Here is a 22,813-nt window from a genome sequence, read left to right on the forward strand (position 1 = left end):
TCCGGATCACATGGTGGATGTGAGAAGATGGCGCCGCTGGGCACCTGCGGCGGCGTGCTTGGTCGCGGCCTGTTCGGGCGGCAATTACCGGCCGGTCAGCGATTATCCGGTGCGGATCGGCAAACCCTATTCGGTGCGCGGCGTCACCTATGTCCCCGCCGAGGACGCGACCTATGACATGCTCGGCTATGCCAGTTGGTATGGCAGCGAATCGGGCAAGCGCACCGCGAATGGCGAGCGCTTCCGCCCCGGCTGGGCGACGGCGGCGCACACCACCCTGCCGCTGCCCAGCTATGTCGAGGTGACGGCATTGGACACGGGGCGGCGGATCATCGTGCGGATCAATGATCGCGGGCCGTTCGCCGGGTCGTCGCGGATCATCGACCTGTCGCGCGGCGCGGCCGAACAGCTCGGCCTGCGCGCGGTGGGCAAGGCGGCGGTACGGGTGCGGCGGGTGGAGCCGGACGAGAAGGACCGCGAACGCCTGCGCCACGGCAAGGCGGCGCGGCCGTTGCCGCCGGTATCGGATGCGGTGCGAGCGAATCTGCTGTCGCAGATCGCGGCGGCGGGCATGACGGTGCGGTAGATGTCGTCATCCCGGCGAAGGCTGGGATCTATGCGTCCGACAGGACAAGGGGCGCCAACGGCCCCTGGCCTTAGCTGGGGCGACGATCGGCATATGGCCCATAACGAAAGAGCAGGTTCTCACCCGCTCCGCCGTCATCTGCCAATTTTGGAAGAAGATTGGTCGGGGCGACAGGATTCGAACCTGCGACCCCCACACCCCCAGTGTGATGCGCTACCAGGCTGCGCTACGCCCCGACCGAGCGGCGGCCTCTAGGCGGGTTTTCCGTGGGATGCAAGCCTTGATGTTGCAATGGCCGCCACCCCACATCGGGCTCTCCATTGCGCCTGTCCGCCTGCGATGGTAGCGGGCAGGCTATCCGACATGGGGGCTGGTCGATCGTTCGCGGTCGGCGGGTGCCCGTGCCCATTCAGCATAGACGGGTCCGAATGTTCATTCCCTTCACCGCCCCAGTCGCCGTGATGGCTGCCGCAACCGGCACCGCCGCATCGAGCGGAGCCGCCTCGTTCCTCAGCCTCGCGCCGCTGCTCCTCGTATTCGTCGTCTTCTATTTTCTGATGATCCGCCCGCAACAGCGCCGCATGAAGACGCTGCAGGCCGCAGTCGAGGGGGTCAAGAAGAACGATCAGGTCACCACGGCGGGCGGCATCGTCGGCAAGGTGACCCGCGTCGAGGACGCGCTGGTCGAGGTCGAGATCGCGCCGAACGTTCGCGTCCGCGTGGTCAAGGCGACGCTGACCGACGTGGTCGATCCCACCGCCAAGCCCGCGAACGACTGAACCTTCGATGCTGGATTTCCCCCGCTGGAAGGTCGCTTCCATCGTCGCGTTGCTGGCGGCCCTGTGCCTGCTGGCGATCCCGAGCTTCCTGCCGGAGAGCGTCACCAACACATGGGGGAGCATTCCGCACCCCCGTGTGAACAAGGGTCTCGATCTGGCGGGCGGCAGCTATCTGCTGCTGGAGGCGGACACCGCCGATCTCGCCAATACGCGGCTGGAGACGATGCGCGACCAGGTCGCGGCCGAGATGCGGCGCGGCAATCCGCGTATCGACATCGGTGACATCTCGGTCCGGGGCGGCCAGCTCAGCTTCATGCTGCGCGATCCGACCCAGGTCGATGCGGCGCGTGAGCGGCTGCTGTCGATCACCGGCGGCGGGGCGGGCATGACCGGCCAGCGCGAATGGGACATCCAGGTCGTCGATACGTCGCGCTTCGTCCTGAAGCCGACCCAGGCGGGTCTCACCCAGGCGATCGACACCGCGATGAAGACCGCGACCGAGGTCGTACGTCGCCGTATCGACGCGCTGGGCACCAAGGAGCCGACGATTCTCCAACAGGGTTCCAGCCGTATCGTCGTGCAGGTGCCGGGGCTTCAGGACCCGCAGCAGCTCAAGGACCTGATCGGCAAGACCGCCAAGCTGGAATTCAAGCTGGTCGACACGACCGCCAATCCGGTGGAAGTGGCCAAGGGCAATGCGCCCGCCGGCAGCCAGGTCCTGCCCTATCCCGGCAATCCGCTGGGCGCGCCGGTGATCGCGGTCAAGCGGCCGGTCATCATCTCCGGCGACCAGTTGATCGACGCGCAGCAGACCTTCGACCAGCAGACCAACGCACCGCAGGTGGCGATCACCTTCGACGCGCAGGGCGGTCGCAAGTTCGCGCGGATCACGCAGGAAAATACCGGCAAGCCCTTCGCCATCATCCTCGATGGCCAGGTGCTGTCGGCCCCCAATATCAACGAACCGATCCTGGGCGGTCGCGCCTCGATCAGCGGCAACTTCACCGTCGACACCGCCAACCAGCTCGCGATTTCGCTGCGCTCGGGCAAGCTGCCGGTCGATCTGAAGGTCGTCGAAGAGCGCACCGTCGGCCCCGATCTGGGCGCCGACTCGATCCGCAAGGGCATCCTTGCCTCGGCGATCGCAGCGGTCGCGGTGATCGTGTTCATGGCCGTCACCTATGGCCGGTTCGGTATCTATGCGAACATCGCGGTCGTCATTAACGTGCTGGTCATCCTGGCGGTCATGGCGATGCTGAACGCGACGCTGACCCTGCCGGGTATCGCGGGCTTCATCCTGACCATCGGTACCGCAGTCGACGCCAACGTGCTGATCAACGAGCGTATCCGCGAGGAACGGCGGCGTGGGCGAAACGTCGTCCAGGCGGTCGAGCTGGGTTACAAGGAAGCCAGCCGCACCATCTTCGAGGCGAACGTGACCCACGCCATTTCGGGCGTCATCATGCTCGTACTCGGCTCGGGCCCGGTCAAGGGCTTCGCGGTCGTGCTGTTGATCGGCATCGTGACCAGCGTGTTCACCGCCGTTACCTTCACGCGGATGCTCGTGGCGCTGTGGTTGCGCCGCGAAAAGCCCAAGACCATCAATATTTGAGGCAGGAGAACAGATCATGCGCCTCCTGAAACTCGTCCCCGACAACACGAACATCGACTTTGTCCGCCTGCGCGGCTGGGCGTTCGGGCTGACGCTCGCGCTCACCCTGCTCGCGGTCGGCGTCACCTTCGCCAAGGGCCTCAATCTGGGCGTCGACTTTGTCGGCGGCCTGATGATCGAAGAGAAATTCCCCACCCCGCCCTCGGCCGACCGGGTCCGCTCGGTCGTCGACGGGCTGGGCGTGGGCGAAGCCAATATCCAGACGGTCGGTGACGGCCGGACGATCAGCATCCGCCTGCCCGTGCCCGCGTCCAAGGACGAAGGCGCGACCAACGCCGTCGTCCGCAAGGTCGAGGCGGCGCTGGGCCAGCAATTCCCCGGCGCGACCTTCAGCCGTTACGACACGGTGTCGGGCAAGGTGTCGGGCGAGTTGATCAAGCACGGCGTGCTCGCGGTCGTCCTGGCGATCCTGGGCATCGGCCTGTTCGCCATCTTCCGCTTCGAATGGCAGTTCGGCGTGTCGACCATCGTCGCGATCGTCCACGACCTGCTCGTCACGCTGGGCTTCTTCGCGATCACCCAGTTCGAGCTGGACCTGACGATCATCGCGGCGTTCCTGACCATCATCGGCTATTCGATCAACGACAAGATCGTGATCGACGATCGTATCCGCGAGAATATGCGCCGCTATCGCAAGATGGACATGCGCGAGATCATCAACCTGTCGGTCAACGAGACGCTGCCGCGCACGGTCATGACCTCGGTCACCATCCTGTTGGCGCTGATCGCGCTGCTGCTGCTCGGCGGCCATGTGCTGCGCGGCTTCACCGCGGCGATGATCCTGGGCATCGTGGTGGGCACCTATTCGTCCATCTATGTCTCGTCCTCGCTGCTCATCACGCTGGGCCTGCGCGCCGAGCCGAACCGCGAGAAGCCGGGCACCACTGACAAGCGTAGCGTCGCCGACGCCGAGCGGATCACGCCGCGCGAAGGATGAGCGACTCGATCCGCATCACGCGCGATCCCACCGCGCCCGGCCCGATCGTCCGGGGCTTTGCCGCCACGGGCTTTCGGGTCGGCGAGATCGCCTATCCCGCACTGCTGCTGTCACCCGACTGGCATGAGCCGTGGAACCCGCCGCCGTTCGAGTCGCTGACGGCGGATGCGGTGGCGGCGCTCATCGATGAAGCGCCCGAGTTTCTGTTGCTGGGCACGGGTGCGAACCTTCGTCGCGCGCCCGCTCCCTTCGCCGCCGCGTTGGAGGCGCGCGGGCTGAGTATCGAGGTGATGGACAGCCGCGCCGCCGCCCGCGCCTGGGGCGTGTTGCGCAGCGAAGGCCGCAAGATCTGCGCGGCGCTCTACCCGCTCGACGCCTGACCTGATCGCCTCCGCATAGGCCGGAGGCCTTTCCCGAAACCTCTCTCCCCGCAAGGGGAGAGGATTGAACGGCGGGCCGATCCGCCTCGCGCGGCCCCTTCACCTGGCGGCGATCATGCGCGCCCGGTTCGCCAGTGCGCCGGTCACGCTTTCGCGGCAGCCCCCGCTCGGGACACCAGTTCCGACAGATGCGAATGCAGCGCGGCGGCGTTGGCGGGCCAGGTGAAGTCGCGCACCGCCGCGCGCACCGCCCATGGATCCGGCGCCTGATCCAGCACATCGCGGATCGCCACGGCAAAGGCCTCCGGCTCGGCCTGGGTGATCCGTCCGGCGGTCCGGCTGGTCACGACATCCTCCGCCCCGCCCGCCGAAGTGATGACGATCGGCGTGCCGCAGGCGAGCGACTCGACCCAGGCATTGGCCAGCCCCTCGGATGCGGAGGCCAGCGCCATGACATCCGCTGCGCCGAGCAGCGCGGGCAATTCGTCGTGCGGAACGGCGCCGATCAGACGCACCCGCTCCGCGATTCCCGACCGCTCGGCCCGTGCCTGCAAGGCGGCGCGTTCGCCCCCCTCCCCCACGATCATCAGCGTGACGCCGGGCAGCCGGGCCACGGCGTCGATCACCACGCCATGCCCTTTGCGCGGGATCAGCGCGCCCAGCGACAGGACCAGTGGCCCGGCAATGCCCAGCTTCGCCTTCGCCTCGGCCCGGTCGACCGGCTGGAACCGTGCCTGATCCACCCCGGTATGATGGACCCGGATAGACCCGCGCGGAACGCCGAGCGCCGCCACGTCCCGCGCCATCGCATCGCTAACGGCCAGCAGTCCATCGGCGGCGGCCGCCGCCCGCGCGACCTGGCTCCGGGTCGCGGGCATATGCCCCCAATGATGGATGTCGGCACCCCTCGCCTTGATCGACACCGGGACCCCGTATCGCCGCCCCAACGCCACCGCCGCCGGACCATCGGGAAAGAAGAAGGACGCGTCGATCACGTCGAAGGGCCGCTCCACCCATAGCCGATCCAGCACCGGGATCAGCGCACGGATCAGCGCCGACACATGGAATCGTCCCCCCGTCCCCGGCCATGTGGTGAAGCGCGGACGGCTGACGTCCAGGCCACCCCAAGTCTCACGCAGCGGCAGCGCCGCCTGGGCCCGGAACCGCTCGGCCCGCGCCAGCGGCCAGACGGGCAGCCCGACCGGCGCCACCACCCGCACCCCCACGCCCGGACGCATCGCCAGTGCCGCGGTCTGCCGTTGAACGAAGATGCCGAAATTGGGCCGCGTCGCGTCGGGAAACAGACTCGACAGGGTCAGCACGTTCAACATGGTACCTCATATCCTCAGCCAGCCGACACAGCCCGGATCGATCGACACCATTTTCGGACGCGATTCGTAAAGATGTCCGCAACAGAAGAGGGCGGCATTGTAGTTTGATCGAAAGCTTAGCAAAACTGACGACAAAGACGAATGCCATTCATGTTCGCGACAGATCGTCCCTGACAGATTTGGGGACATGGGCTATTCCCGTGAATAGCTTTCGGGGGAGGATTTCGATGGGTCGATTCGGACGGTGGGGTGCGGTGCTGGCGCTGACGGCGACGCTCGCCGGCTGTGGCGACGGGGGCGGCAGCACGTCCGGGTCGGTATCGACCGGCGGCGGAACCTCGTCGGGGGGCAGTGTGGAATCCGCCTGTTCGCTTCGCAACCGCCAGAACTGGGTCGCGGCCCAGATGAACGAATGGTATCTTTTCCCCGATACCCTGCCCGCCTCGCTCGATCCGTCGCCCTATACGACCGTCAGCGATTATATCGACGCGCTGACCGCGACGGCGCGGGCGCAACGCAAGGATCGGTATTTCACCTACATCACCTCCATCAAGGAGGAGGATGCCTATTATAATTCGGGCTCGGATGCGGGCTTCGGCTTTCGCCTGACCACCGATTCGACCCAGAGCAAGCTGCTCGTCGCCGAATCGTTCGAGAGCAGCGCGGCGTTCGCCGCCGGGGTCGATCGCGGGACCGAGATTCGGGGGATCGGCTCGACCGCCTCCAACATCCAGTCGATCCAGGACATCGTCCGCGCCGATCCCAATAACGGCCTCTCCAACGCGCTGGGGCCGGATACGGCGGGGACCACCCGTTACTTTACTGTCGCCGATATCTCGGGCGCGGTGCGCACCGTCACGCTGACCAAGTCGGCCTATACGCTGCAGCCGGTTTCGCCCAATTACGGTACGCAGGTCATCACCGACAATGGCCAGCGCTATGGCTATATCAACCTGCGCACCTTCATCAGCACGGCCGACCCGCAGTTGCGCGCCGCCTTCTCGACCTTCAAGCAGCAGGGCATCACCCAGGTCGTGGTCGACCTGCGCTATAACGGTGGCGGCAGCATCGCCATCGCCGATTTGTTCAACAATCTGCTGGGCGGGGCACGCCAGACCTCGGACGTGATGGGCTATGTCGCCTTCCGCCCGAGCAAGGCATCGAACAACGAGACGACCTATTTCGCGCCACAGGCCGAATCGATCATGCCGACCCGGCTCGCCTTTATCGGCACCGGTGGAACGGCATCGGCCAGCGAATTGGTCCTCAACCGCACCTTGCCCTATATGGGCAGCAATACGGGGCTGATCGGCGCCAACACCTATGGCAAGCCGGTGGGCCAGATCGCGCGCGATAATGCGCAATGCGACGACCGGCTGCGCGTCATCGCGCTGGCGATCCAGAACGCCAACAGGCAGGGCGATTATTATAACGGCCTGGCCGGCGTCGTGCCCGCCAGTTGCCGCGCCGGTGACGACCTGACCCGCAAGATGGGCGATCCGCAGGAAGCCTCGACCCGCGCCGCGCTCGACTTCCTGCAAGGCAAGAGCTGCACACCGATCAGCGCCAGCGCATCGGCGCAGGCACTGGGTGACGGTCCGCGCAAGCTGGTCCAGCCCCAGCGCCCCTCGGCTGCCCAGCGCGACGTGCCGGGCCTGTTCTAAGGGCCGTCGCGTGGCCGGATTCCCCCTGCGGGGGCAGCGGGGCCATGCGCATCATGGTGGAGGGGTGTCGCGCTAGGGAGAGCAGGACACCCTTCCGTCCGGCCTGCGGCCCGCCACCTCCCTTACCAAGAGGGAGCGGGATTACAGCCGCTGCGTGCCCGCATAGGCGAACAAGGCATCGCCGTCCGCCGACAGGCTGACGGTTTCCGAACCCGTCACGGTCAGGCACTGCCCCGCCTTGAATGCGATACCTGCCACCTCGCCGGTGCCGGTGATCGGGATCAGCCAGGCGGTGCGCCCCTCGGGTAGCGCGACGGCATGGTCCCCCGCCGCCCAGCGCTCCAGCACGAATTTCGGCCCTTCGACCAGAATGTCGCGCCCCGCCCCCGCCGGCCCCGGCGAGACGATCGGCTGGTACGGCGTCAGATGCGCGACATCGACGCCGTCCTCCAGATGCAGTTCACGGTCGCTGCCATAATCATAGAGGCGATAGGTGGTTTCGCTGTTCTGCTGAACCTCGATCACCGTCAGGCCCGCGCCGATCGCATGGATGGTGCCCGATGGCGCGTAATAAAAGTCGCCCTGCCTGACGCTGACCCAGTCCAGATCCTCCTCGACCGAACCGTCGCGCGCATCGGCGCGAAGCTGCTCCTTGGTCATCGGCGCCTTGGGGCCCAAGGCGATGGTCGAATCGGGCTCGGCGGTCAGGATGGTCCAGCATTCGTCCTTGCCGCGCGGCAGGCCACGCGCATGGGCCTGTTCGTCATCGGGATGGACCTGCACCGACAGCTTCTCGCTGGTGAACAGATATTTGATCAGCAGGTCGGGCGAGGTGTCGCCGGGTTCCTGGAACCACACTTCGCCAATGGGTGCGCCGCCGGGCACGACATCCTCGAACCCGGGATACAGCGTGTGACGGCCCCAGGGCTTTTCGACGCGATGGGTTTGGAGAAGCGTGGCGGGCATGGGTCAGTAATTCCTTCCGATCGGACGGCGGTTCAACCGCCTGGACGGGCGCGCCGTTCCGCCGCCCGGGCCGTAATGCGCCCCATGCCGCGCGCATCGCATGGATGGCAAGCCATCTGTCGCAAAGCGGGTGTGCGGAGGGACTGTTCCCCGCCGCTCGGCTGCGCTAAGGACGTGCGCGATGCGTAACCCCCGTTCCCGTGCGCTGTCGCTGGCGCTGATCGCCGCTCTGGCCCTTCCGATCGCGGGTTGCGCCCGCAACCGTACCCGCACCGACCTGCCCTATGTCGCGCGCGACGTCGGCACGCTGTACACGGCCGCCAAGAACCGGCTGGACCAGCACCGCTATAAGGAGGCGGCCTTGCTGTTCGACGAGGTGGAGCGCCAGCACCCCTATTCGATCTGGGCCCGCCGTGCACAGTTGATGAGCGCGTTCAGCTATTATCTGGGCCGCGACTATACCCAGTCGATCCAGTCGGCTCAGCGTTTCATCTCGGTCCACCCCGGTAATCGCGACGCGCCTTACGCTTATTATCTGATCGCGCTCGGCTATTATGAGCAGATCCAGGACGTGACCCGCGACCAAAAGATCACCCGCCAGGCGCTCGACGCGCTGGGGGAACTGATGCGCCGCTATCCCAACACCCGCTATGCCGCCGATGCGCGGTTGAAGGTCGATCTGGTCAACGATCACCTGGCGGGCAAGGAAATGGAGATCGGCCGCTTTTACGAAGACCGCCATCAGTGGCTGGCCGCGTCGATGCGCTTCCGCACCGTGGTCGACAAGTATCAGACGACCAGCCACACGCCCGAGGCGCTGCTGCGGCTGACCGAGACCTATCTCGCCTTGGGCGTCCGTCCCGAGGCGGAACGCGCCGCCGCCGTGCTGGGCGCCAATTATCCGGGCAGCGACTGGTATGACCGCGCCTATAAGCTGATGCGCGAATATCCGGTCGCGCCGATCCCTGCGATCCAGCCGGGCCAGCCCGTGGTTCCCAGCGGCACGCCGGGTTCGGTGAATGTCGGCCTGCCGGGCAGCACGGGCACCGCGACCCCCAGCGCGGCCGCCCCCGGCCGACCGACCCCGACCGGCAACAACAGCTCGCCGACCGGCTGAATCAGGAAAGGGCACGCGATCAGGCTTCGCGTGCCCCCTCCTCCCCGCCCCGAACAAATCGGGATCATTTTCGCGTGAGGGGGATAACATCGCGCGGCGTTTCGCTCTATATCGCCCGCCATGCTGACCGCGCTGTCCATTCGTGATGTCGTGCTGATCGAGGCGCTGGACCTCGATTTCGGCCAAGGCCTGGGCGTTCTGACCGGCGAGACCGGCGCGGGCAAATCGATCCTGCTCGATGCCCTAGGATTGGCGCTGGGTGGACGCGGCGACAGCGGGCTGGTGCGGCACGGCGCGGGCCAGGCGATCGTCACCGCCAGCTTCGAGCCCCCCGCCCCCGATGGCCGCCTGTCCGCCATATTGGACGAAGCGGGCATCGAAATCGAACCGGGCGAACCGCTGATCGTCCGCCGACAGGTCAAGGCCGATGGCGGCAGCCGGGGCTTCGTCAACAGCCAGCCCGCCTCCGCCGCGCTGTTGCGCGAAATGGCGCCTTTCCTGGTCGAAATCCACGGCCAGCATGATGATCGTGGCCTGCTGAACCCGCGCGGGCACCGGATGATGCTCGACAGCTTCGGCCGGATCGACACACAGGCGGTGGCCGCCGCCTGGACCCGGTTGCGCGAGGCGGAGACCGCGCTGACCAGCGCGCGCGAAGAGATCGAGACGGCGGCGCGGGATCGCGAATGGCTGGAACATGCGGTGGCCGAACTGACCAAGCTCGCCCCCGAACCCGGCGAGGAAGAGGCGCTGGCCGATCGCCGCCGCACCATGCAGCGCTCGGAGAAGATCGCGGGCGAACTCGGCGCAATCGAGGAGCATCTGCAGGGGTCGGACGGCGCGCTCGCCGGATTGCGGCAGGCCGCCCGGGTGCTGGAGCGGATCGGCGAGGATCACCCCGCGCTGGCGGACGCACTCGCCGCGATCGACCGCGCGGTGATCGAGGCGTCGCTGGCCGAGGAACGGCTGGTCGAAGCGCAGCGTGAACTCGCCTATGACCCCCGCGCGTTGGAAGAGGACGAGGCACGGCTGTTCGAATTGCGCGGCATGGCGCGCAAGCACCGCGTTCAGCCCGATGACCTGGCCGAGCTGACCGAGCAGCTTCGCGGACGGCTGGAACGGCTGGACGCGGGCGAGGAAGGCATCGGCCGGCTGGAGGCCGCCGTCGCGACCGCGCGCGCCGCCTATGACAAGGCCGCCGCGCAGGTGTCGAAGGCGCGCGCCGCCGCCGCCGAGCGGCTCGACCGATCGGTGAAGAGCGAGCTGGCACCGCTCAAGCTCGATGCCGCACGCTTCCGCACCACCGTCGCCCCGGTCGAGCCGTCGGGCTGGTCGGCGGCGGGCAAGGACCGGGTGGAGTTCGAGATTTCCACCAACCCCGGCGCGCCCTTCGCCCCGCTGATGAAGATCGCAAGCGGCGGCGAATTGTCGCGTTTCATCCTGGCGCTGAAGGTCGCGCTGGCGGAGGAAGGCGGCGCGACGACGATGATCTTCGACGAGATCGATCGTGGCGTCGGCGGCGCCGTCGCCTCCGCGATCGGCGACCGTCTGCACCGGCTCGCGGGTCGGACCCAGTTGCTGGTCGTGACCCACAGCCCGCAGGTGGCGGCGCGCGGAGCCGCGCATCTGTTGATCGCCAAGAGCCATGACGGCACCGTCACCCGCACCGGCGTCCGCGCGCTGGGCGATGCCGAACGGCGCGAGGAGATTGCCCGCATGCTGTCCGGCGCAACCATCACCGACGAGGCCCGTGCGCAGGCCGACAGGTTGCTCGAGTCCCAATAACGCACAGCCGAAAACGATTTTATATCCGATATGAAGCTGTTAGGATTGGGAAGTCCTTATTCCCAAGGCGATTTTCTTCGGACGTACCGGATGCTCGCGAAATTCCCGTCGGCGACCCCGCCCCATGATGCCCATGATGTGGCTCAATTGACCGCCGGTCTTCAGTCCTGTCTGGCGCTGGCGGACAAGCTGCATCTGGACATGGTCGCGATTCATGTCGAGCAGGCGCGGGCCTGGCTGGTCGATCATGGCCTGGAATGCCCGGCGGGACCGAAACCGTCGAGCGAACCCCATCACGACCAGCAACCCTGAACCGGCGGGATCGCGCCCTACTCGCTTGATCTTGTTGAGGGTCCGGCATCTTGATCCTGGCGCAAGGGCTGGACTAGCACGGACGGCGTGACGCCACAGACCTCCTTGCCGCAAACCGATCTCGAAGCCGCCGCCGAGCTGAACACGCTCGCCCGCGAGATCGCCCATCACAACCGCCTTTATCATAGCGAGGACGCGCCCGAGATTTCGGACGCCGACTATGACGCGCTGGTTCGCCGCAACAAGGCGATCGAGGCCGCCTTCCCCCACCTCATCCGCGCTGATTCGCCCAGCAAGCAGGTCGGCGCCGCACCCGCCGCCCATCTGGCCAAGGTCGCTCATGCCCGGCCGATGACCAGCCTGGACAATGCCTTCACCGATGAAGAGGTGGAGGAATTTATCGGCCGCGTCCGCCGCTATCTGAAGCTGCCGGACGGCGAGCCCGTCACCCTGACCGCCGAGCCCAAGATCGACGGCCTGTCCTGTTCGCTTCGTTATGTCGACGGCCAGCTCGTCCAGGCGCTGACCCGGGGAGACGGTACGATCGGCGAGGATGTGACGGAGAATGTGCGCACCATCGCCGATGTGCCCAAGACGCTGTCCGATCCCGCCCCCGCCGTGTTCGAGGTGCGGGGCGAGGTCTATATGAGCAAGCGGGATTTCGCCGCGCTCAACGCCCGGCTGGCACAGGACGCCGCGGAAGCGCGCAAGGAGGCGCGCCAGTTCGCCAATCCGCGCAATGCCGCCGCCGGTTCGCTGCGTCAGAAGAATCCCGCCATCACCGCCGCCCGCCCGCTCCGCTTCCTGGCCCATGGCTGGGGCGAGGCGAGCGAGGTGCCGGTCGAAACCCAGTTCGACATGGTCGAGACCTGGCGCCGCTGGGGCTTTCCCATCGCGGACGCCTTTGCCCGCGTGCCGGATGCCGCCGCCGCCCTGGCGATCTACCGCAGCATCGAGGCGCAGCGGGCGGACCTGCCCTTCGACATCGATGGTGTCGTCTACAAGGTCGACCGGCTCGACTGGCAGGCGCGGCTGGGGATCGTCGGCCGGGTGCCGCGCTGGGCGATCGCGCACAAATTTCCCGCCGAACGTGCCCAGACCACGCTGGAGAAAATCGACATTCAGGTCGGCCGCACCGGCGCGCTGACCCCCGTCGCCCGGCTGGAGGCGGTGACCGTCGGCGGTGTCGTCGTGACCAATGCGACGCTGCACAATGCCGATGAGATCGAACGGCTGGGGGTTCGCCCCGGTGACCGCGTGGTGCTCCAGCGTGCGGGCGACGTCATCCCGCAGATCGTCGAGAACCTGACCCGCGACGTCGCCCGCGCGCCCTTCGTCTTCCCCGACCACTGCCCCGAATGCGGCAGTCTGGCGACACGCGAGGAGGGTGAGGTCGTCATCCGCTGCACCGGCGGCCTGATCTGTCCCGCCCAGCGCGTCGAGCGATTGATCCACTTCGTTTCGCGTCATGCCTTCGACATTACCGGCCTGGGACTGGTGCGGGTCGAGGAATTCTTCCGCGACGGGCTGATCGCCTCGCCCGCCGACATCTTCCGCCTGCATCGTCATCGCGAGGCGTTGATCCAGCGCGAGCGTATGTCCGAACTGGTGGTCGACAAGCTCCTGGCCGCCATCGACTCGCGGCGTGAGATCGCGCTCGACCGCTTCCTCTTCGCGCTGGGCATCCGCCATGTCGGAGAGATCACCGCGCGCGATCTGGCACGGCGCTTCGTCTCGGTGGCGGGTTTTCGCGCGATGATCGACGCCGCGCTCACGGTGCGGGCCGAAACCGTCGCCGCCTTTGGCGAGCCGGAGCGCAAGTTCGAGCTGCGCCGCCAGCGCGCCATCGTCGCCGCGATCGATACGCCGCAAATCGGCCCCGAAGTCGCCGACGCGCTGCTCGATTTCTTCGCGGAGGACCATAATCGCGCCGTGGTCGACGACCTGCTGAGCGAAGTCACCCCGCTCGACGTCGTGCACCAGACCCGCGACTCGGAGGTGACGGGCAAGACTCTGGTCTTCACCGGCACGCTCGAAACCCTGTCGCGTGACGAGGCCAAGGCGCAGGCCGAAGCGCTGGGCGCGCGCGTATCGGGATCGGTCTCCGCCAAGACTGATCTGGTCATCGCGGGGCCGGGGGCTGGATCGAAGCTGAAAAAGGCGCAGGATCTGGGCATCCCGGTGATCGACGAAGCCGCCTGGAACGCCCTGGTCGCAGGGAGCTGATTCTGCACTGACAAAGGGTGACGCGGCCATGACGCCCGCGTCACCCGATCGGGCATCGTTGCGCCCGCACCGCTGGCCCAGCCTGCGCCGCTCCACCGAATCAGCCCAGACATTTCCAAGCAATTAGAGCGCGCTATCACTGTCGCCACCCGCGATACCGTTGCCAAACTGCAACGCCCGCGCACCGAGTGACAGCCCCCCTGTCACAAGCGCGAGCTTTGTAACATAATGGCAATGTTCGAAGCGCAGGGGCACGCCCAACCGAGCCGGAAAACACGGCCGGACCGTGCCGCTTCGCGCGCGAAAAGGGGACTTTTTATCTATGCGTAATTCGCTTTTCCTGGGTGCGGCCATTGTCGCGCTCGCCATTCCGGCGGCGGCTGCCGCGCAGGAAACGACCTCGTCGATCCGCGGCAACGTCTCCGCCAACGGCGCGCCGGTCGCAGGTGCGACTGTTACGATCGTCAACGTACCGTCGGGCACGACGACCTCCACGGTCTCGGGTGCGGACGGCTCGTTCTCCTCGACCGGCCTTCGCGTCGGTGGTCCTTTCACCGTCACCGTCTCGGCTCCGGGCTATCAGGAAACCCGTGTCACGGACATCTTCACCGTGACCAGCCTTCCCTATGAACTGCCGGTCGAGCTGGCGGCCGAGGGCCAGGGCAGCGGCGAGATCGTCGTGACCGCTTCGTCCATCGCGGGCGCCGGCACCAAGAGCCTGGGGCCGGTCACCGTGCTGACCGCCGCCGACATCGCCAATATCGCCAGCGTCAACCGCGACGTGCGTGACCTGATGCGCCGCGATCCGTTCGCCCGCCTCGACTATGCCTCCGGCTCGGGCCGCGCCGTGTCGTTCGCCGGTCAGAATGCGCGCTTCAACCGTTTCTCGGTCGACGGCGTGCCGATCACCGACAATTTTGGTCTGAACCCCGATGGTCTGCCAACCCGCCGCAGCCCGGTGCCGCTGGACGCCATCGGCCAGTTCCAGACCAAGGTCGCGCCTTATGACGTGCGCGAAGGCAATTTCCAGGGCGGCGCGATCAACGCCATCCTTAAGTCGGGCACCAATCAGTTCCACGGGACTGGCTTCTATTCCTATTCGTCGAACAAGCTGACCGGCAACGAAACCAAGGCGGGTCCGGGCGTGCCGACCGGCCGCGTGACCCTGCCCCCGTTCAAGATCCAGAATTTCGGCGCCGAGCTTTCGGGCCCGATCATCAAGGACAAGCTGTTCTTCATGGTCGCGGGCGAGCGCATCCGCGCAGGCACCCCGATCGTCGACGGCACTGTCGAGAACAATGCCGGCACGGTCATCCCGAACGCAGGCGACGCCGGTGGCCTGCTGACCGACGCGACCGTCAACCAGATCACGTCGATCGCCAAGTCCCGTTACAATTACAATGCGGGCGGCATCCTGAACAATTCGCAGGACAGCGACGACCGCCTGACCGCGCGCCTCGACGCCAACCTGTCCGACACGCAGCGCGCGTCGTTGACCTATCTGTACACCAAGGACTCGATCCGGCTTAACCAGAACGCGTCGGTCACCGCGCCCAGCCTGGGCCTGGAATCGAACGGCTATATCAGCAGCAACCGCCTCCACACCGGCGTGTTCCAGCTGAACAGCGACTGGTCGGACGAATTCTCGACCGAAGTCCGCGCTTTCTACAAGGATTACAAGCGCGGCCAGGATCCGGTCCTGGGTCGCGGCTTCGCACAGTTCCAGGTTTGCGCGGCGCCGACGTCGGACCGCTCCAACCCCGGTTCGGCCGGTGCCAATGCATCGACCACCTGCGCACCGGGCTATGCCTCGATCTATCTGGGCCCGGACGTTTCGCGTCAGTCGAATGCCCTGACCAGCCGCACCTATGGCGGCCTGATCCAGGGTCGCCTGAACCGCGAAAACCATGACCTGCGCATCTTCGCCGATTTCCAGGACACCAAGATCGAGAACCTGTTCGTGCAGAGCACGGCGGGCAACTATTATTTCGACTCGATCGCGGACTTCCAGGCGGGCAACGCCCAGCGCCTGCGTTACGGCAATGCGGTTCCCAGCCTGAACCCGATCGATGCGGCGGCTCGCTTCCGCTATCAATCCTATGCCTTTGGCATCCAGGACAATTGGCGGATCACCGACTGGTTCAGCCTGGATTACGGCATCCGTTACGACATGTATGGCGGCCACAGCCGTCCGGCATTCAACCAGTCGTTCTTCAACCGCCTGGGCTACGCCAACACCGCCTATATCAGCGGCCGCGGCATCGCTCAGCCGCGTATCGGCTTTGAACTGCGTCCGTCAAAGGAATTGTCGGTTCGCGGCGGCGTCGGCATCTTCTCGGGCGGCTCGCCGGACGTCTACGTCTCGAACAGCTTCTCGAACACGGGCTTCCTGTCGAACACGATCGACATCCGCCAGAACAACGATGGCAGCTACGCGGCCACCAACCTGCCCGCAGGTGTCGGCGCCGCGGCGCTGACCGGCGTTTCCGGCACGACGATCCCCGGCGCGGTGAACAACTATCTGAATGCGGGCACGATCTCCTCGACTGCCCCGACCAATGCGCTGGACCCCAAGTTCAAGCTGCCGTCCCAATGGCGCTCGACCCTGTCGTTCGACTATGCGCCGACGGCGTTGTCGGGCTTCAACTTCGGTGCCGACTTCTTCTACTCGAAGGTTCGCAACCAGGTGTTCTTCACCGACGCGCGAGTCGTGCCTACCGCGCTGCGGACTCCCGACGGCCGCGTGCGCTATGCGGCGCTGACCTCGTTCGGCGACACGAACTCGGACCTGATCCTGACCAACACGACCCGTGGCCGCAGCTATATCGCGGTCGCGCGGGTCGACAAGACGTTCGATCTGGGCCTGAACCTGGGCGCCAGCTTCACCTATCAGGACATCAAGGACCAGGCCCCGGCCACCTCGTCGACCGCCAGCTCCAACTATGGCAACGGCGCGTTCCTCGATCCCAACGGTGCGGCGTACGGCATCTCGAACGAGCAGGTGAAGTACAACATCAAGTACAACCTGACCTTCGAGCGCGCCTTCTTCGGCGATTACAAGACCACCTTCGCGCTGTTCGGTGAGACCCGCATCGGCCGTCCGTATAGCTGGACCATGCAGGATGCCTCGAATCTGCGCAGCCCGGTCTTCGGGACGATCGGTTCGTCCAGCCGTTATCTGCTGTACGTACCGACGGGTCTGGACGATGCCCGCGTGTCGTATGACAGCCCCCAGACGGCGCAGACGCTCGATGCGCTGATCAAGTCGACCGGCCTGGACAAGTATCGTGGCCAGATCGCACCGCGCAATGCGTTCAACTCGAAGTGGTTCACCAAGATCGACCTGCACTTGGCGCAGGAGATTCCGACGGGTCTGGGCGCGTCGCGCATCCAGGTCTTCATGGACATCGAGAACTTTGCGAACCTGCTGAACAAGAATTGGGGCCAGCTGCGTCAGTACAGCTTCCCCTACACGCAGGCAGCGGTGCGGGTGCAGTGCCTGACCGCACCGGTCGCGACCGGCACGGCGGGCGGTTCGGCAGTCGCCACCACCTCGAGCCAGGCTTGCGCCCAGTATCGTTACCTGGCGCCGAACTCGACGCCGACCGACACGATCTCGTCGCAGGAATCGCTCTACCAGATCCGCATCGGCGCGCGCTTCAGCTTCTAAGTCGAGGCGTCCGGCTGTCGGACATCGGGGCCGCCCCTCCTTCGGGAAGGGCGGCCCTTATTTTTGCCCCTATCCCTCGGGTTTTGCCCTTCGGTCGCAGGCGGTGTAGATGTCGCCCGGCCATGGCCACCCATTCGCCCGTTCCGCCTTACCTCGCCTCCCCTGCCGCGTCCGGGCAGCTCTCGGTGCGGCCGTTTTTCGAGAACAAGGCACGCGCCTTTTGGATTCTCCAGGCGGTCGGCTGGTCGGGCTATCTGGTCCAGCGTTCGGTGGTCGGCATCTCCAACGGCTTTTCGCTGGAGAAGATCATCCCGGTGATCATCGAGGCGATCCTGGGCTATTGCATCACCCTGCTGCTCTCGACGCTTTACGGCTATTATCGCCGCCTGCCGCGCATCATGGGGGTGTTCCTGACGCTGGCGACGCTGGCGGCGGCGACCTTCCTCTATGCCGCGCTCAACGCCTTTTCCTTTTCGTTCATCACCACGACCCAGCCGGGGGTGACGGTCAGCCTGCTGATAGGCAATTTGTTCATCACCTTCAACGTGCTGGCGGGCTGGTCCGCACTGTATTTCGCGATCAACTATTATCTGATCGTCGAGAGCCAGATCGACGAGATGCGCGCGCTGGAACTTCAGGCATCCACCGCGCAGCTGGCGATGTTGCGCTATCAGTTGAACCCGCATTTCCTGTTCAACACGCTGAATTCCATCTCGACGCTGGTGCTGCTGAAACAGACCGAGCGGGCCAATGCGATGTTAAGCCGGCTGTCAGCCTTCCTCCGCTACACCCTGGCGAACGAGCCCACGGCGCATGTGACCGTGGCGCAAGAGGTTGAAACGCTGAAACTCTATCTCGAAATCGAGAAAATGCGCTTTGAGGATCGCCTGCGTCCCAGTTTCGAGATCGACCCCCGGGCCGAGCGCGCGCGCCTGCCCTCGCTGCTGCTGCAACCGCTGGTCGAGAACGCTATCAAATACGCCGTCACGCCGCAGGAGGAAGGCGCGGAAATCCGTGTCGATGTGCGACTGGTCGGGCAACGGGTGCGGATCGCCGTATCGGACACCGGCCCCGGCTTGCACGAGGTGCGTCATTCCTCAAGCGTTTCGACAGGCGTTGGACTGTCCAATATCCGCGAACGGTTGGCCCAGGCTTATGGCCCGGACCACCGTTTCGAATCCCGCTCCGCGCCGGCTGGCGGATTCTCGGTCGAGATCGAGATCCCCTTCCAGCTTGAGAATGTGAACAGAGAGGCCGCATGACCATCCGTACCATCCTCGTCGACGACGAGCCCCTGGCGATCCAGGGCATGGAGCTTCGGCTCCAGGCGCACGACGACGTCGAGATCATCGAGCGTTGCTCGAACGGGCGCGAAGCGATCCGCGCGATCAAGACGCACAAGCCCGACCTCGTCTTTCTCGACATCCAGATGCCGGGTTTCGACGGCTTTTCGGTAATCCAGGGGCTGATGGAGGTCGAGCCGCCGCTGTTCGTCTTCGTCACCGCCTATTCCGACCACGCCCTGCGCGCCTTCGAGGCGCAGGCGGTCGATTATCTGATGAAGCCCGTCGAGGAAGCCCGCCTGGCCGACACGCTCGACCGCGTGCGCCAGCGGCTGAACGAGAAGCGCGGCGCAGGCGAGGTCGAGAAGCTGAAGGAAGTGCTCGCCGAGCATGCGCCGGACGCGGTCACCGACCTCAGCGAAGGCGGCGAAGTGGCGTCCAGCCGTTTCGAGAAGCTCATCAACATCAAGGATCGCGGCCAGATCTTCCGCGTGGATGTCGACACGATCGAGATGATCGAGGCGGCGGGCGATTATATGGTCATCAACACCGGCGACAATTCGTTGGTCCTGCGCGAAACGATGAAGGACCTGGAAAAGCGGCTCGACCCGCGGCGTTTCCAGCGGGTGCACCGTTCGACCATCGTCAACCTGGACCTGGTCAAGCAGGTCAAGCCGCATACCAATGGCGAGTGCTTCCTGCTGCTCGAATCGGGCGCGCAGGTGAAGGTCTCGCGCAGCTACCGCGACGTGGTGGCGCGGTTCGTTCATTAAGGAATATGTCCTCCCCTACAAAGGGAGGTGGCAGGCCGAAGGCCTGACGGAGGGGTGTCGCGCTATCGAAAGGGGGACACCCCTCCACCAGCTTCGCTGGTCCCCCTCCCCTTGCAGGGAAGGAATTTAGACTAACGCAACCCCAACATCTTGTGCGTCTGAAGCGTCAATCGCCAGCGCGGCCGTTCCATCACCATGGCGATGCACGCCTCGCGATTCGCCTCCGCGCGCGGATCGTCGAGCGGCTGGAGCAGATGGTTCGCGAAGTTCCAGCCCTCGACCTCCGCCGGGTCGATGCCCGCCTGGGGCCAGACCAGCTTCAATTCCTGCCCCGAACGCTGAACGACCTCGGACCCCGCCTTGGGGCTGATGCACACCCAGTCGAGACGCGGATGCGCCGCAATCGTCCCGTTGCTCTCGATCGCGATGAAGAATCCGGCATCATGCAGTGCATCGACCAATGCGTCGTCGACCTGCAACATCGGCTCGCCACCGGTCAGCACGACGAAGCGTTCGGCCCGTTCCGCGCCCCAGAAGCCCTCGACCGCTGCGACCAGTGCCGCGGCATCGGCAAAGCGTCCGCCGCCCAGACCATCGACCCCGACGAAATCGGTGTCGCAGAACCGGCAGATGGCGCTGGCCCGGTCCTGCTCGCGGCCCGACCAGAGATTGCACCCAGCAAAGCGCACGAACACCGCGCGCCGCCCGGCCTGCACACCCTCACCCTGGAGCGTCAGGAACATCTCCTTGACGGCATAGCTCATGGCGTCAGCCCTGCGGCTTGACCGCGTAAGCGGTGGGATCGGGAATGCCCGCTTCCTCGAATCCGCGCGAGCGCAGGCGGCAGCTATCGCATTCGCCGCAATGCAGTCCCTCGGGCGTCGGGTCGTAGCAGGACCAGCTCAGCCCCATATCGACGCCAAGCCTCGTGCCTTCGCGCACGATGTCCGCCTTGGTCATATGCTGAAGCGGGGCATGGATCCTGAACGGCTGGCCCTCGACGCCGGCCTTGGTCGCGATCTCCGCCAGCCCTTCGAAGGCGGCGATGAATTCGGGGCGGCAGTCGGGATAGCCCGAATAGTCGAGCGCATTGACCCCGATGAACAGGTCGCGCGCGCCCGCCGCCTCGGCCCAGCCCAGCGCGAGGCTGAGGAAGATGGTGTTGCGCGCGGGGACATAGGTGACCGGGATGCCTGGCTGCACGCCGTCCTTGGGCACGTCGATATCGGCGGTCAGCGCCGATCCGCCGAATGCCGACAGATCGAGCGGCAGGACGATATGCCGTTCGGCCCCCAACGACTCGGCGACTCGCGCGGCGGCGGCAAGCTCGACCTTGTGGCGCTGGTTATAGTCCACCGACAAAGCGAGAATGCGATAGCCTGCGGCCTTGGCCGAAGCAGCGGAAATCATCGAGTCCAGCCCGCCCGAAACGAGCACGACCGCCATGGGAGCAGAAGATGTCATGATGGGTGGGATCGCTACGCCGATTGTCGCGGTCTTGCAACCCGACGCACGGCGACCGCTTCGGAGAAAGGTCGGGACCACGGCCAGCCAGCCCGATGGACGGCCCCAGGGTCGCGGTCCCGAAAAGGGCTTGAACCGGGCATGCTGAAACCCGGACGAGGGAGTCTCCGCTACTGCAGAGCCCCCTTCATAGACCCAGGTCGGTGAAAATCGGGTTAAGCGGCCCCGGCTTAATTCTTCAGCTTCCAGCCCTTACGCAGCAGGACGTAGCAGAGCACCGCCATCACGATATCAAGGCCTAGAACCGCGAACCCGCCCAGCGTCACCGGCGAGTCGGACAACCCAAGAAAGCCGTACCGGAAGCCTGAGATGATATAGAAGAACGGGTTGGCATGGCTGACCGCCCGGAAAGCGGGGGCCAGCAGGTCGACCGAATAGAAGGTGCCGGACAGTAGCGCGAGCGGCGTCACCACGAAATTGGTGACGGCGGCAGCATGGTCGAACTTCTCCGCCCAGATCGAGGTCAGGATGCCCAGGAACGACAGGAACAGCGTGCCGAGCAGCCCGAACCACAAGATGGCGAGCGGCGCATGGGGCGTCACATGGACGCCGGGATAGGCGACCATCGCCAGCCACACGACGAAGCCGACGATCGCCGCGCGTGTCACCGCGCCGCCGACCAGCGCAGCGAGCAGTTCGGCGGTCGACAGCGGCGGCATCAGATAATCAACGATCGTCCCCTGGATCTTGCCGACCAGCAGCGAGAAGCTGGCATTGGCGAAGGCGGGCCCCATCATCCCCTGGCTGATGATCAGGCCGGGGGCGATGAAATCGGCGAAGGTCACCGTTTCGCCACCGACCAGAACCGGGCGCTTCGCGCCGGTCGCCACGGTGAAGACGATCAGAAACAGCAAGGTCGTAATCGCCGGAGCCCAGATCGTCTGGAGCTGCACCTTGAAGAACCGGCGCACCTCCTTGATATAGAGGGTTCTGAGGCCGCCCCAGTTGATGTTCCGGATTACGGGCTCACCGGGGGCGGCGCGCACCGCCGAGGGAATTTCTCCGATTGGGGGCTGGCTGCTCATCGCCATAGCGCGTAACCGTTGCCGTGGCCGCCCGCAAGCCGGTACGATGACTGGTCGGTGCGATGATGAAGTGAGGAAAGGTTTCGAATGTCGTGGACCGATGAGCGGATCGATACGCTCAGGACGATGTGGGAAGCGGGTCAGACCGCCAGCCAGATCGCCGAAGCACTGGGCGGGGTCAGCCGCAACGCGGTGATCGGCAAGGCGCACCGCCTGGGGCTTCAGGCGCGTCCGTCGCCGGTAAAGGCCAATGAGGCCGCCGCGCCCGTGGTCGAGTCGCCCGTGGCCGCGCCGCCGCCCCCGCCACCTCCCGCGCCGGAACCGGACCCCGAACCCGTGCGCGCCGAGCCGGAGGTGGAAGTATCCGCCGAGCCCGCGCCCGAACCGGTACGCGAGCAGCAGCCGATCCTGCGCTCGGTCGGCCCAGGCGGTTTCGTGCGCCAGTCCCCCGGCGAGCAGCAACCCCCGCCCTCGCCCGCGCCGCCGCGTCGACTCGTCCCGGCCAAGCCCAGCCCCGAAATGGCGGGCAAGACCTCGCTGCTCGATCTGAACGACCGCATCTGCAAATGGCCGCTGGGCCATCCGGGCGAACCCGATTTCCACTTTTGCGGTGAGAAGGTGAATCCGGGCTTCCCCTATTGCGTCGAGCATTGCGGCCATGCCTATCAGGCGCAGTTGCCCCGTCGCGACCGCCGCCCGCCGCCGCCGCTGCCCTTTGGCGGCCCGCGCGTCCGCTGATTCGGGGTCGATAGAAAAAGCCCGCCGGTGTCATGACCGGCGGGC

At 66.0% G+C, this 22,813-nt stretch carries 19 protein-coding genes and 1 tRNA gene; 14 read left to right on the top strand and 6 right to left on the bottom strand.

Annotated features, from left to right (window positions below; translation table 11 throughout):
* The first annotated feature begins 19 nt into the window (after window positions 1-19).
* A complete protein-coding gene (locus NZL82_RS11640) occupies window positions 20-586 on the top strand; it encodes a septal ring lytic transglycosylase RlpA family protein (protein ID WP_261269921.1) in 567 nt (188 codons plus the stop codon).
* Window positions 587-745: 159 nt separating this feature from the next.
* Here the strand turns inward: NZL82_RS11640 and NZL82_RS11645 are convergent.
* Window positions 746-822: transfer RNA gene (locus NZL82_RS11645), tRNA-Pro, on the bottom strand.
* Window positions 823-1,047: 225 nt separating this feature from the next.
* Here NZL82_RS11645 and yajC point away from each other — a divergent pair.
* From yajC to NZL82_RS11665, 4 genes are read left to right on the top strand one after another with little or no spacing between them, the layout of a single operon-like run.
* Entirely contained in the window at window positions 1,048-1,365 is a 318-nt protein-coding gene (gene yajC / locus NZL82_RS11650) for a preprotein translocase subunit YajC (protein ID WP_261269922.1), read from the top strand.
* A gap of 7 nt (window positions 1,366-1,372) precedes the next feature.
* The gene (gene secD / locus NZL82_RS11655; RefSeq protein ID WP_261269923.1) at window positions 1,373-2,977 is read left to right on the top strand and encodes a protein translocase subunit SecD; all 1,605 of its coding nucleotides are present in this window, start codon (window positions 1,373-1,375) and stop codon (window positions 2,975-2,977) included.
* Between the two features lie 16 nt (window positions 2,978-2,993).
* Window positions 2,994-3,974, top strand: coding sequence for a protein translocase subunit SecF (gene secF / locus NZL82_RS11660; RefSeq protein ID WP_261269924.1), 981 nt, complete (start codon window positions 2,994-2,996; stop codon window positions 3,972-3,974).
* Entirely contained in the window at window positions 3,971-4,354 is a 384-nt protein-coding gene (locus NZL82_RS11665) for an Mth938-like domain-containing protein (protein ID WP_261269925.1), read from the top strand. The genes secF and NZL82_RS11665 overlap by 4 nt, the downstream gene beginning before the upstream one ends.
* Window positions 4,355-4,497: 143 nt before the next feature.
* Here the strand turns inward: NZL82_RS11665 and NZL82_RS11670 are convergent, their stop codons facing one another.
* Entirely contained in the window at window positions 4,498-5,685 is a 1,188-nt protein-coding gene (locus NZL82_RS11670) for a glycosyltransferase (RefSeq protein WP_261269926.1), read from the bottom strand.
* A 227-nt stretch (window positions 5,686-5,912) separates the two neighbouring features.
* Here NZL82_RS11670 and NZL82_RS11675 point away from each other — a divergent pair, with 227 nt between their 5' ends.
* Window positions 5,913-7,349, top strand: a complete 1,437-nt coding sequence (locus tag NZL82_RS11675; RefSeq protein WP_261269927.1) for a S41 family peptidase — start codon at window positions 5,913-5,915, stop codon at window positions 7,347-7,349.
* 141 nt (window positions 7,350-7,490) lie between these two features.
* Here the strand turns inward: NZL82_RS11675 and NZL82_RS11680 are convergent, their stop codons facing one another.
* Entirely contained in the window at window positions 7,491-8,315 is an 825-nt protein-coding gene (locus tag NZL82_RS11680) for a phosphoheptose isomerase (protein WP_261269928.1), read from the bottom strand.
* Between the two features lie 181 nt (window positions 8,316-8,496).
* Between NZL82_RS11680 and NZL82_RS11685 the strand changes: the two genes are divergently transcribed.
* The 7 genes from NZL82_RS11685 (at window position 8,497) to NZL82_RS11715 (ending at window position 19,481) form a co-directional block, all read left to right on the top strand.
* Window positions 8,497-9,432, top strand: coding sequence for an outer membrane protein assembly factor BamD (locus NZL82_RS11685; protein WP_261269929.1), 936 nt, complete (start codon window positions 8,497-8,499; stop codon window positions 9,430-9,432).
* A gap of 120 nt (window positions 9,433-9,552) precedes the next feature.
* Window positions 9,553-11,217, top strand: a complete 1,665-nt coding sequence (recN, locus tag NZL82_RS11690; protein ID WP_261269930.1) for a DNA repair protein RecN — start codon at window positions 9,553-9,555, stop codon at window positions 11,215-11,217.
* A gap of 138 nt (window positions 11,218-11,355) precedes the next feature.
* On the top strand, window positions 11,356-11,529 hold the full coding sequence (locus tag NZL82_RS11695) for a hypothetical protein (protein ID WP_261269931.1): 174 nt from the start codon (window positions 11,356-11,358) through the stop codon (window positions 11,527-11,529).
* A gap of 87 nt (window positions 11,530-11,616) precedes the next feature.
* Window positions 11,617-13,755, top strand: coding sequence for an NAD-dependent DNA ligase LigA (gene ligA, locus NZL82_RS11700; protein ID WP_261269932.1), 2,139 nt, complete (start codon window positions 11,617-11,619; stop codon window positions 13,753-13,755).
* A gap of 322 nt (window positions 13,756-14,077) precedes the next feature.
* Window positions 14,078-17,425, top strand: a complete 3,348-nt coding sequence (locus NZL82_RS11705) for a TonB-dependent receptor (protein ID WP_261269933.1) — start codon at window positions 14,078-14,080, stop codon at window positions 17,423-17,425.
* A 122-nt stretch (window positions 17,426-17,547) separates the two neighbouring features.
* Complete coding sequence (locus tag NZL82_RS11710; protein WP_261269934.1) at window positions 17,548-18,687, top strand: sensor histidine kinase; 1,140 nt, start codon at window positions 17,548-17,550, stop codon at window positions 18,685-18,687.
* On the top strand, window positions 18,684-19,481 hold the full coding sequence (locus NZL82_RS11715; protein ID WP_261269935.1) for a LytTR family DNA-binding domain-containing protein: 798 nt from the start codon (window positions 18,684-18,686) through the stop codon (window positions 19,479-19,481). Before NZL82_RS11710 ends, NZL82_RS11715 begins: the two co-directional genes overlap by 4 nt.
* Before the next feature lie 131 nt (window positions 19,482-19,612).
* Here the strand turns inward: NZL82_RS11715 and queE are convergent, their stop codons facing one another.
* The 3 genes from queE to NZL82_RS11730 form a co-directional block, all read right to left on the bottom strand.
* The gene (queE, locus tag NZL82_RS11720) at window positions 19,613-20,245 is read right to left on the bottom strand and encodes a 7-carboxy-7-deazaguanine synthase (protein WP_261269936.1); all 633 of its coding nucleotides are present in this window, start codon (window positions 20,243-20,245) and stop codon (window positions 19,613-19,615) included.
* 4 nt (window positions 20,246-20,249) lie between these two features.
* On the bottom strand, window positions 20,250-20,945 hold the full coding sequence (queC, locus tag NZL82_RS11725; RefSeq protein WP_261269937.1) for a 7-cyano-7-deazaguanine synthase QueC: 696 nt from the start codon (window positions 20,943-20,945) through the stop codon (window positions 20,250-20,252).
* A gap of 230 nt (window positions 20,946-21,175) precedes the next feature.
* On the bottom strand, window positions 21,176-22,030 hold the full coding sequence (locus NZL82_RS11730) for an ABC transporter permease (RefSeq protein WP_261269938.1): 855 nt from the start codon (window positions 22,028-22,030) through the stop codon (window positions 21,176-21,178).
* A gap of 87 nt (window positions 22,031-22,117) precedes the next feature.
* On the opposite strand from NZL82_RS11730, the gene NZL82_RS11735 reads away from it, so the two are divergent.
* Window positions 22,118-22,768 (top strand): GcrA family cell cycle regulator, encoded by a 651-nt coding sequence (locus tag NZL82_RS11735; protein ID WP_261269939.1) that lies wholly within the window; start codon window positions 22,118-22,120, stop codon window positions 22,766-22,768.
* The last annotated feature ends 45 nt before the right edge of the window (window positions 22,769-22,813 follow it).

The sequence above is a fragment of the Sphingomonas sp. LC-1 genome, from assembly GCF_025371035.1.
GTDB classification, from domain to species: Bacteria; Pseudomonadota; Alphaproteobacteria; order Sphingomonadales; family Sphingomonadaceae; genus Sphingomonas; species Sphingomonas sanguinis_E.